This is a genomic window from Mycobacterium palustre, assembly GCF_002101785.1.
Lineage (GTDB): Bacteria > Actinomycetota > Actinomycetes > Mycobacteriales > Mycobacteriaceae > Mycobacterium > Mycobacterium palustre.
Window position 1 is genome coordinate 1 of sequence record NZ_LQPJ01000081.1, and the last position, 10,090, is coordinate 10,090.

Genomic DNA, 10,090 nt, shown 5'->3' on the forward strand with positions numbered 1-10,090 from the left:
CGCCGGTCCCGCCCGCGCCGCCAGACCCGAATAGGAACGCGTTGCCGCCCGCCCCGCCGGCACCGCCCGGCACGGGGCCGATGGAGGTGCCGCCCATTCCGCCGGCGCCGCCGTTGCCCCACAGCCACCCCCCGGTGCCGCCGGCGCCGCCCGCAAAGCCGGGAGCCCCCGTTCCGCCGGTCCCGCCGGTACCGATGAGGCCGGCGGGCCCGCCGGGCCCGCCGGGCCCGACCGAGCCCGAACCGCCGTTGCCGCCGTTACCCCACAACAGCCCGCCGGGCCCACCTGCCGCGCCGCTGCCCGCGGCGGCGTTGGTGCCATTGCCGATCAGCGGGCGCCCCAACAGCAGCTCGGTCGGCGTATTGACCGCCCCGAGCACGTCTTGCGCCAGCGTCTGCAACGGCGACGCGTTGGCCGCTTCGGCGGTGGCGTAGGCGCCGCCCGCGGCCTTGAGGGCCTCCACGAACTGCGCGTGGAACGCCGCCGCTTGAGCGCTGAGCGCCTGGTATTGCGCGCCGTGGCTGGCGAACAGGGAAGCGATCGCCGTCGACACCTCGTCACCGGCGGCGGCCGGCAAGCTGGTGGTCGGGAGGGCCGCGGCGGAATTGGCGGCGCTTAACGAGGAAGCGATGCTCGCGAGGTTCTCTGCGGCCGTCGCCACTGTGTCCGGAACTGCGACCAAAAACGACATGTAACAACCTCCAGATCACTTGCCCTGGACGGATATTAAGCATCTTTGGTCCGCTCAATGGACACGTTTAACAAAATGCTGACGTCCTCGAGCGCGGCGGCGATCTCGTCCGTCGGCGTGGTGAAGGGATGACCGGCGTAGCGGCTGCGCATCGAGCGGGTCCTTCCGATAAACGGGACCCAAAACCAATCACGTTGCTGCGAGTTTCGTAATTAACAGCACTACGCCGGACACATCTAGTCCGTCGTGCCGTGCGCTATGGATTTCCGTCCGCCCCCGGAGTGCCGAACGCCCCGCCGAGGCCACCCAGGCCGCCAGCCCCGCCGTTCGCCCCGGTACCCGGGGCCCCGTTGGCGCCGTTGCCGATCAGCAAGCCGCCGGCGCCGCCGTTCGCCCCGGTACCCGGGGCCCCGTTGGCCCCGTTGCCGATCAGCGGGCGACCCAGCAGCTGGGTCGGGGTGTTGATCGGCCCCCAACACCTCTTGGGCAAGCGTCTGCACGGGTGAGGCGTTGGCCGCCTCGGTGGCCGCATAGGCGCCGCCCGCGCCCAACTGGGCCTGGACGAACTGCGCGTGGAACGCCGCCGCCTGTGCGCTCATCGCCTGGTATTCCGCGGCATGGCCGGAGAACAGGGCGGCGATCGCGGTCGACACCTCGTCGTTGGCGGCGGCCAGCAAGCCGGTCGTCGAAACCGCCGCTGCCGAATTGGCGACGCTCAACGACGAAGCGATTCCCGCCAGACTCTCTGCGGCCGTCGCCACTGCGTCCGGAACTGCGACCAAAAACGACCTGTAATCAACCTCCAGATCACTTGCCCTGGGCGGATAGTAGGCAACTTTGGTCACCTAATTCGACACGTTTATAACAAATCAACGCCGTTTCCCAGCACCGACTAAGCGCAAAAGAGTTTCGGTCCGTTTTTGGGCGCCAGGCGAACCGGATAACGAGCGTCGTGGCCCCGGTTCGCACGGCCTGCAGCGGCTTCCCGCTCGCGCGGTCTTGTGGATGGTCTGATTTCCGACTTTCTCGGTCTTCCAGAATCGCGGTGCGGGTGAGGAATTGCCCGAGCCCCTGCTGGCTCGCCGGACATCCCGTCTGACGCGGGCCAGCGTCCTGAAACGTCGTAGTGCCCAAGCGCTGGCCGGGGGCGGCTGGCCACGTCAAAGCTCTAGGTACTAAACTAGAACACGTTTCAGTTCTTCAGCGTCGGTCAAGCTTTCCAGGAGTAGGCATGCACACCCCGATTTGCGACGACCTCGACATCGAGTTTCCGATCTTCGCCTTCACCCACTGCCGCGACGTCGTGGTCGCCGTCAGCAAGGCCGGTGGTTTCGGCGTGCTCGGCGCGGTCGGCTTCACCCCCGAGCAGCTGGAGATCGAGCTCAACTGGATCGACGCCAACATCGGCGACCACCCCTACGGCGTCGACATCGTGATCCCGAACAAGTACGAGGGCATGGACTCCCACCTCTCCGCGGAGGAGCTCGCCGAGACGCTGCGCAAGATGGTGCCGCAGGAGCACCTGGACTTCGCCAAGAAGATCCTCGCCGATCACGGCGTCCCCGTGGAGAACGCCGACGAGGACACCCTGCAGCTGCTGGGCTGGACGGAGGCGACGGCGACCCCGCAGGTCGAGGTGGCGCTGAAGCATCCGAAGGTGACCATGATCGCCAACGCGCTGGGCACTCCCCCGGCCGAAATGATCAAGCACATCCACGAGTCCGGCCGCAAGGTGGCCGCGCTGTGCGGCTCGCCGTCGCAGGCCCGCAAGCATGCCGACGCGGGCGTCGACATCGTCATCGCCCAGGGCGGCGAGGCCGGCGGTCACTGCGGCGAGGTCGGCTCAATCGTGTTGTGGCCGCAGGTCGTTAAGGAGGTCGCTCCGGTGCCGGTGCTCGCTGCCGGCGGCATCGGCAGCGGCCAGCAGATCGCCGCGGCGCTGGCGCTCGGCGCCCAGGGGGCGTGGACCGGTTCGCAGTGGCTGATGGTCGAGGAGGCCTCCAACACCCCGGTTCAGCAAGAGGCGTACGCCAAGGCCAGCAGCCGCGACACCGTGCGCAGCCGTTCGTTCACGGGAAAGCCGGCGCGCATGCTGCGCAACGACTGGACCGAGGCGTGGGAGAAGCCGGAAAACCCGAAGCCGCTCGGTATGCCGTTGCAGTACATGGTTTCTGGCATGGCCGTGCGGGCCACCAACAAATACCCGAACGAGACCGTCGACGTCGCCTTCAACCCGGTCGGTCAGGTGGTCGGGCAGTTCACCAAGGTCGAGAAGACGTCGGCGGTCATCGAGCGGTGGGTGCAGGAGTACCTGGAAGCCACCAACAGGCTGGACGAGCTGAACGAGGCCGCGGCGGTCTGACGGCGGCTACTCGTCGTCCAATTCGTCGCGGCCGGTAAACACCTCTTTGGCCCTGTCCACCGCGTGAGTCGCGATGTCGATGGAGTTCTGGATGATGCCGCTGGCACCGCCGGCGAGGTCGCCCCGGATGATGTCGCCGGCGTGTTCGACGATGTCCGAAGCCTTTTCGACGGCATTGGTGGCGATGTCCTTGGCGGCGTCGACCGCGTCTTTGGGATTGAAGCCCATCGAAGTGTCCTCTCGTTGCGGCGCCTTTGATACGACTCTAGACGCGCCGGGCGAGCCTTAGTAGTTGACCAGGGTGCGCCAGTAGTCTTCGGGAATCTCCGCCCCGGAGCGCAAAATTCGTGCCAGCCCGACGGCCATCGCGATGCCGAGCAGCCCGAGCCACAGCCCGGCCAGCGCGATCGCCCCCCACAGCATGGCGGTGACGGCGGGCCAGGGCGACAGCACGGCGAGCACCGGCGCGAAAAAGAAGCCGGCCCCGACGTACCAGGCCGAGCCGGCACGATCGGAGGCCAGGACGGAGCGCAGCCAGCGTGGGATCGGGGCGGCGGGAAGGGCGTCACTCATCGGCCGACCCGTCACGAAGAGGGCGGGAAGAACCCTGCCCCGGTGAACCAGCCCTCTTGCCAACCCTGGTCGCCCAAACACAGCATCGGAAGCCCGCGATCCGATTGTGCGGCGGACTGCGGGCCGGGGCACTTCGCGCCGGCCTGCTGAACCCCGTACAGCGGGTAGGACATCACCCAGTACCCGATGGTGGCGGGCGGGAACTGGTTGGGTGGCGGGAAGTGGCAGGCCTCGGCCTGGCCGCTGGGGCCGCGCCCGAAGATGAAGCGTTCGTAGTTGTCGCACGGCGCGCCCAGCGAGGCGTCGTAATTCATGTTCGGCACGTCACCGTCGTAATGCGGTTGGGCGGCGGCGCTCGGCGCCATGCCGATGGCGCCACCCGCGATCGCGGCGACGGCGAGCAGTTCGCGAACCATGCGCTCCACCCCTTCGCGTCAGCGTCACCGAAGTCCGGTGACCTGGACCAAAGCATATCCATTGTGTCTCGGCCCACAAGATCACCGGTAGCCGCAGATCAGGGCGCCGGTCGCCGAGCCGGCGGGCCAGCCCGGCGCCGAGACGACTCCGGCGCGGCGAAGACCCATCGCCGCTGAACGTGTTGCAATTCGGGTCGGCGATCTTGCGCCAATCCTTCCCAACAGCGGTGTACCAGTGGTTTATTTGGCACAAGAAGGACGACTAGACGACTTCGTATCGATTCGCATCGAGGAGTGGGAACATGCCAACCACCCAGCCAAACCTCCCCCCAGGATTCGACTTCACCGATCCGGACATCTACGCCGAACGGCTGCCGGTGGAAGAACTGGCCGAGATGCGCCGCAGCGCGCCGATCTGGTGGAACGAGCAGCCCATCGGGGTGGGCGGATTCGACGACGGCGGCTTCTGGGTGGTCACGAAGCACAAGGACGTCAAAGAGATCTCGCTGCGCAGCGACATCTTCTCCAGCCTGCAGAAGACGGCCCTGCCACGCTACAAGGACGGCACGGTCGGCGAGCAGATCGAACGCGGCAAGTTCGTCCTGCTGAACATGGACGCGCCGCAACATACCCGGCTGCGCAAGATCATTTCGCGCGCCTTCACGCCCAGGGCGGTCGAGCGCCTGCGCGACGACCTTCGCGAGCGCGCGCGCCGGATCGTCGAGGCCGCCGCCGCCGAGGGGTCCGGCGACTTCGTCGAGCAGGTGTCGTGCGAGCTGCCGTTGCAGGCCATCGCGGGCCTGATGGGGGTGCCGCAAGAGGACCGCAAGAAACTCTTCCACTGGTCCAACGAGATGGTCGGCGATCAGGATCCGGAGTTCGCGGACAACGACGCCATCACCGCCTCCGTCGAGCTGATCATGTACGGCATGCAGATGGCCGCCGACCGGGCGAAGAACCCGGGCGAGGACCTGGTCACCAAGCTGGTCCAGGCCGACATCGAGGGCCACAAGCTCTCCGACGACGAGTTCGGCTTCTTCGTGATCCTGCTGGCCGTCGCCGGCAACGAGACCACCCGCAACTCCATCACCCAGGGCATGATGGCGTTCACCGACTTCCCCGACCAGTGGGAGTTGTTCAAGAAGGAGCGGCCGGCCACCGCGGCCGACGAGATCGTGCGGTGGGCCACCCCCGTCACGTCGTTCCAGCGGACGGCCCTCGAGGACTACGAACTGTCGGGCGTGCGGATCAAGAAGGGCCAGCGGGTGGTGATGTTCTACCGATCCGCCAATTTCGACGAGGACGTGTTCGACGACCCGTTCACCTTCAACATCCTGCGCGACCCCAACCCGCACGTGGGATTCGGCGGCACCGGCGCGCACTACTGCATCGGGGCGAACCTGGCGCGGATGACCATCGACCTCATGTTCAACGCGATCGCCGACGTGATGCCCAACCTCGAGTCGATCGGCAAGCCGGAACGGCTAAGGTCGGGTTGGCTCAACGGGATCAAGCACTGGCAGGTCGACTACCACACCAAGGGGGTCGCGAAATGCCCTATCGCCCACTAGGTTAAGTCAATGACCACTCATAGAGCCGTCCACGTACAGTCCGCGGGCGGCCCGCTGGAACTCGCCGAGGTCGAGACGAGGACGCCGGGTCGCGGCGAGGTGCGCCTGAGGGTGAGGGCGTGCGGGATATGCGGGACGGACCGCGCCTTCGTCCACGGCGGCTTCCCGAACATTTCCTGGCCGCTGACCCCCGGCCACGAAATCGCCGGGACGATAGCCGAACTCGGTGACGGGGTCGAGGATTTCGCGGTGGGCGACCGCGTCGCGGTCGGGTGGTTCGGCGGTTGCTGCTATCACTGCGAGCCGTGCCGCAAAGGCTTTTTCATCCACTGCGTGAACGGGAAGGTGCCGAGCTGGCACTACCCCGGCGGCTACGCGGAGTCGGTGACGGTGCCGGCCAACGCCTTGGCCCGGATCCCGTCGGAACTCTCCGATGTGGAGGCCGCACCCATGGGATGCGCGGGGGTCACGACGGACAACGCCTTGCGCCACACCAAGGCCTTGCCCGGCGACCGGGTGGCGATCCTCGGCGTCGGGGGGCTCGGCCACCTCGGGGTGCAATTCGCGCGAGCGATGGGGTTCGAGACCATCGCGATCGCCCGCGGCACCGGCAAGGCCGACGACGCCCGCGAATTGGGCGCCCACCACTACATCGACTCCACCGCCGGCGACGTCGCCGAGGCGCTGCAGGCGCTGGGCGGGGCGGCGGTCGTCCTGGCGACCGCCGCCAATTCGCAGGCGATGGCCGACACCGTCGGCGGGCTGGCGCCCCAGGGCGAACTGGTCACGATCGGCGCGACCCCCGAGCCGCTGAACATCAGCCCCGTGCAGCTGATCACGCCGGGGCTCAGCGTCGTGGGCCATCCCTCCGGCACGGCCAAAGACGTCGAGGACACCATGCACTTCGCGGTCCTGTCCGGTGTGCGCGCGTGGACCCAAGAGCTGCCGCTGGCGCAGGCGGCCGACGGCTACGCGGCCCTGGAGCAGGGCCGGGCGCACTACCGCACCGTTCTGACGATGTGACTACGGTCGCCCTGTGACCGACCGCTGGAGCCTGGACGCGTCCGACGGCGAGTTGGTGATCCGCACCGGCGTCACGGGCAGGGCGGCGCGGATGGGTCACCGGCTCACCGTCGCCATGACGCGCTGGCACGCCGCGGTCGACTGGGCCGGCGGCGAGCCGGTCGCGGCGGAGCTGGTCGTCGAGGCCGATTCGTTCGAGGTGCTTCGCGGCGAGGGCGGGGTGAAAGGGCTGTCCGGGCCGGAGAAGGTACTGGTGAAGTCCAACGCGCTGAGTTCGCTCGACGCCGGTCGCTTCCCCGAAATCCGTTTCAGCACAGACGATATCGACAAGACCGACGAGGGGTACCGCCTGGCCGGCAGGCTGCACATCCGCGGGAGAACGCGCGAGCACGTGATCGGCCTGCGCACAGAAGATCTCGGCGACTCGTGGCGAATGTCGGCCGAATCCACGGTTCGGCAAACGGATTACGGCGTCAAGCCCTACTCACTGCTCATGGGCTCGGTGCGGGTCGCCGACGAGGTCGCGTTGTCCTTCACCGCGGTTCACCGCAAGGACGACTGAGCCGGGGCTGTCGGCCCTACGGCGTCGGTGAGTGCGCCGAGTCGCCGGCGTCGCCGGGTATGTGCTCGAGAACCCTTGTCAGGTAGGGCTGCCGGGCGTTCCGGTCCGATTGCTGCTCGCCGCCGCCGCCGTCCTGGTCACCGGGCGCGACCGCGTCCGCGCCCGGTTCACCGGCGGGCGCCTTCGACGGGTGGGAGGGCGGCGCCTCCGGTGGCGAGGCCACCGCGGGCGTAACCGCCTGGGCGACCTGCGGCGCCGGGGCGTGCACCACGTGCTTGGCCGGCGCCCGCGCGGCGTCCGGGGCGAGCTGGATGCCCACCGCCAGCGAGAGCGAGGACACGAATGTGATCGCGCCGGCGGCGAGCGCCGCCCCGGCATAGGAGAGCTTCCGCGGCGGTGACGTCGCGGGTGCGGCGGGAGGCTCGCTGACGTGCGTCACGAGCTGATCGTCGGTGAATTCGGTGCTCGACGCCGCGGCCAGCGCCGCGCCCCGCGCGATCGTCACCTGGGCCATGGTCTGCGCGAAAACCGGTACCGGCAGAGCCTTTTCGAGCTGCCAGGAAAAGCCGTTGATTTCGCTGTCGGCGCCGACGACGACCACCCCGCCCGGCCGCCACCCGTCGCGTTCGAACATCCCGCGCAGCCAGGAGCTGAGCCCGTCGAATCCGCCGCGCACATTCTTGGTGGCCGTTTGCGTCTCGCCGTCGCGGGTGTCGACCATGACGACCGTCGCCCAATCGTGCTCGAGGATGCAGACCGCGGTCTGCTCGTAGCCGATGACGGGCGCGATGGCCTCGGCCAGGGTCTCGACCGCATCGAGCAGCCGAACGGGCACCACGTTGTCGAAGCCGGCGTCCGTCAAGGCCTCAACCACGAGCGCCGCCTGCGCGGCGGCGGCGTCGTCGCTCCAGGTCAGCCCGATGACCCGCAGATGCTGATCGTCGGCGGCCGCCAGGGCGTCCACCCGCAGCACCTCGTCGGCCACTTGCCCCGCGGTACCGACGGCGCCCACGCCCCGCCCGGCGCGCAGACGCAGCTCCTGGTGGTCCAGGATCGTGCCGTCGCCGTCGTGTCCCTCAGCGAGGACCCAGCCGACGGTGGTCGGCGTCAGTGATAGCCCCAGTACCGTGTCCAAACTTTGCACCTCAATCGGTCCCGGACCTCCGTCGCCCTCTGCCGCGTGTCGCGCAGCATGAAACTCGCTGGCGCGGCGGTTCGGTAGGGCCGGAACAGACCGGGATGCGTGGTCTTCATCGGCTTGCTTCGTGAGAGCCTACGCGGTCGGCGCGGGTTCGGCTGCACCGGTGCGGAATCGCAGGGAAAGTCACGCGCCGACGCGCCGAGGCGCCCGGGCAACGTACCTGTTTCGCGCGTTCGACGGCCCCGAAGGTGCAGCTGACCGGTCCATGATGGGCTTCGGGAGGGCTCCGCCGTCCCCGACACGGGCCCGTCTTTTTTCGAACGCGGCAATTTCCTTCGTCCGAAATCGACGCCGCGGTCCGGCGCGCGAACGCATGGCCTGACAAGGCCGCGCGCGGCCCGCGGTCGGGAGCCGGCCAATTCCATTAGAACTGCTTTGCAATTTCGGCATCGGGTACCGCCGCCCGGGCCCCCTGCCTGGCGCTTTGGGTTCTGCGGCGCGCTTCCGGGTGATCGTGCGGCCGCGGTGTCCCGTTATCCAGGTTGCGAATTTCGGAGCGGAAACCGATACAAGACTGCGACGACACCGCGTCTCAATCGACATTTGACGTATTTCCACGGTAAATTTCTGCCCAGAGCACGACACCTAACGACAAGGGGCGCAGGTATGACAGACGTGAGCGAGAAGATCCGGGCCTGGGGGCGCCGGCTTTTAGTCGGTGCGGCAGCGGCTGTGACCCTGCCGGGCCTGATCGGTCTTGCCGGCGGAGCGGCGACCGCGGGGGCGTTCTCGCGCCCCGGCCTTCCCGTCGAATACCTACAGGTGCCGTCCGCCGGAATGGGACGCAACATCAAGGTGCAGTTTCAAAGCGGCGGAGACGGCTCCCCCGCGGTCTACCTGCTCGACGGGTTGCGTGCCCAGGACGACTACAACGGCTGGGACATCAACACCCCCGCGTTCGAGTGGTACTACAAGTCCGGCCTGTCGATCGTGATGCCCGTCGGTGGCCAGTCGAGCTTCTACAGCGACTGGTACAGCCCGGCCTGCGGCAAGGCCGGCTGCACGACCTACAAGTGGGAAACCTTCTTGACCAGTGAGCTGCCCGGTTACCTGGCCTCGCAGAGGAGCGTCAAGCGCACCGGCAGCGCCGCGGTCGGCATCTCGATGGCCGGTTCCTCGGCGCTGATCCTGGCCGCCTACCACCCCGACCAGTTCATCTACGCCGGCTCGCTGTCGGCTTTGATGGACCCCTCCCAGGGCATGGGCCCCAGCCTGATCAACCTCGCGATGGGCGACGCCGGCGGCTACAAGGCGGCGGACATGTGGGGCCCGTCGAGTGACCCGGCGTGGCAGCGCAACGACCCGACCCTGCAGATTCCGAAGCTGGTCAGCAACAACACCCGCCTGTGGATCTACTGCGGCAATGGCACCCCGTCGGAGTTGGGTGGCGCGAACATGCCCGCCGAGTTCCTGGAGAACTTCGTGCGCAGCAGCAACCTGAAGTTCCAGGACCAATACAACGCGGCCGGCGGGCACAACGCCGTGTTCAACTTCAACGCCAACGGCACGCACAGCTGGGAGTACTGGGGAGCGCAGCTCAACGCCATGAAGCCCGACCTGCAGGGCACCCTGGGTGCCACCGCGGGTGGCGGCGGATAACTCCCGTCCGCTAGCTGTACTCGGCCAGGACGTTGGTAGCAGGCGTGTCGGCTTGATGTGAGGAGAACCCCCGGGTGGGGTGTGGCGTGTCG

The 10,090-nt window shown here is 68.0% G+C and carries 10 protein-coding genes and 1 pseudogene; 5 read left to right on the forward strand and 6 right to left on the reverse strand.

Annotation, left to right across the window (positions count from 1 at the left end; genetic code table 11):
- A partial coding sequence (locus AWC19_RS08695) for a PE family protein (RefSeq protein ID WP_142281079.1) occupies positions 1–691 on the reverse strand: 691 nt, incomplete at its 3' end.
- Between the two features lie 265 nt (positions 692–956).
- Positions 957–1,497: pseudogene (locus tag AWC19_RS31155) on the reverse strand (PE family protein); the annotation flags it as partial.
- A gap of 425 nt (positions 1,498–1,922) precedes the next feature.
- On the opposite strand from AWC19_RS31155, the gene AWC19_RS08705 reads away from it, so the two are divergent.
- Entirely contained in the window at positions 1,923–3,053 is a 1,131-nt protein-coding gene (locus AWC19_RS08705) for a nitronate monooxygenase (protein WP_085077659.1), read from the forward strand.
- A gap of 6 nt (positions 3,054–3,059) precedes the next feature.
- Here the strand turns inward: AWC19_RS08705 and AWC19_RS08710 are convergent, their stop codons facing one another.
- Genes AWC19_RS08710 through AWC19_RS08720 form a run of 3 tightly spaced genes read right to left on the reverse strand, consistent with a single transcriptional unit; the run spans position 3,060 to position 4,042 of the window.
- Positions 3,060–3,281 (reverse strand): Rv1893 family protein, encoded by a 222-nt coding sequence (locus tag AWC19_RS08710; RefSeq protein ID WP_085077660.1) that lies wholly within the window; start codon positions 3,279–3,281, stop codon positions 3,060–3,062.
- 57 nt (positions 3,282–3,338) lie between these two features.
- The gene (locus AWC19_RS08715; RefSeq protein ID WP_085077661.1) at positions 3,339–3,626 is read right to left on the reverse strand and encodes a hypothetical protein; all 288 of its coding nucleotides are present in this window, start codon (positions 3,624–3,626) and stop codon (positions 3,339–3,341) included.
- 11 nt (positions 3,627–3,637) lie between these two features.
- Positions 3,638–4,042 carry a hypothetical protein gene (locus tag AWC19_RS08720; protein WP_085077667.1) on the reverse strand — a complete coding sequence of 135 codons (405 nt, stop codon included), beginning with the start codon at positions 4,040–4,042 and terminating at the stop codon, positions 3,638–3,640.
- Between the two features lie 302 nt (positions 4,043–4,344).
- Here AWC19_RS08720 and AWC19_RS08725 point away from each other — a divergent pair, with 302 nt between their 5' ends.
- Genes AWC19_RS08725 through AWC19_RS08735 form a run of 3 tightly spaced genes read left to right on the forward strand, consistent with a single transcriptional unit; the run spans position 4,345 to position 7,198 of the window.
- A complete protein-coding gene (locus AWC19_RS08725; protein WP_085077662.1) occupies positions 4,345–5,613 on the forward strand; it encodes a cytochrome P450 in 1,269 nt (422 codons plus the stop codon).
- A 9-nt stretch (positions 5,614–5,622) separates the two neighbouring features.
- Positions 5,623–6,636, forward strand: a complete 1,014-nt coding sequence (locus AWC19_RS08730) for an alcohol dehydrogenase (protein ID WP_085077663.1) — start codon at positions 5,623–5,625, stop codon at positions 6,634–6,636.
- A gap of 13 nt (positions 6,637–6,649) precedes the next feature.
- Positions 6,650–7,198: a YceI family protein gene (locus AWC19_RS08735; RefSeq protein WP_085077664.1), complete on the forward strand. Its 549-nt coding sequence runs from the start codon at positions 6,650–6,652 to the stop codon at positions 7,196–7,198.
- A gap of 16 nt (positions 7,199–7,214) precedes the next feature.
- On the opposite strand, the gene AWC19_RS08740 is transcribed toward AWC19_RS08735, so the two are convergent.
- Positions 7,215–8,333, reverse strand: coding sequence for a DUF7159 family protein (locus AWC19_RS08740; protein ID WP_085077665.1), 1,119 nt, complete (start codon positions 8,331–8,333; stop codon positions 7,215–7,217).
- A gap of 672 nt (positions 8,334–9,005) precedes the next feature.
- On the opposite strand from AWC19_RS08740, the gene ag85B reads away from it, so the two are divergent.
- Positions 9,006–9,998: a diacylglycerol acyltransferase/mycolyltransferase Ag85B gene (ag85B, locus tag AWC19_RS08745; RefSeq protein ID WP_085077666.1), complete on the forward strand. Its 993-nt coding sequence runs from the start codon at positions 9,006–9,008 to the stop codon at positions 9,996–9,998.
- Positions 9,999–10,090: the final 92 nt, after the last annotated feature.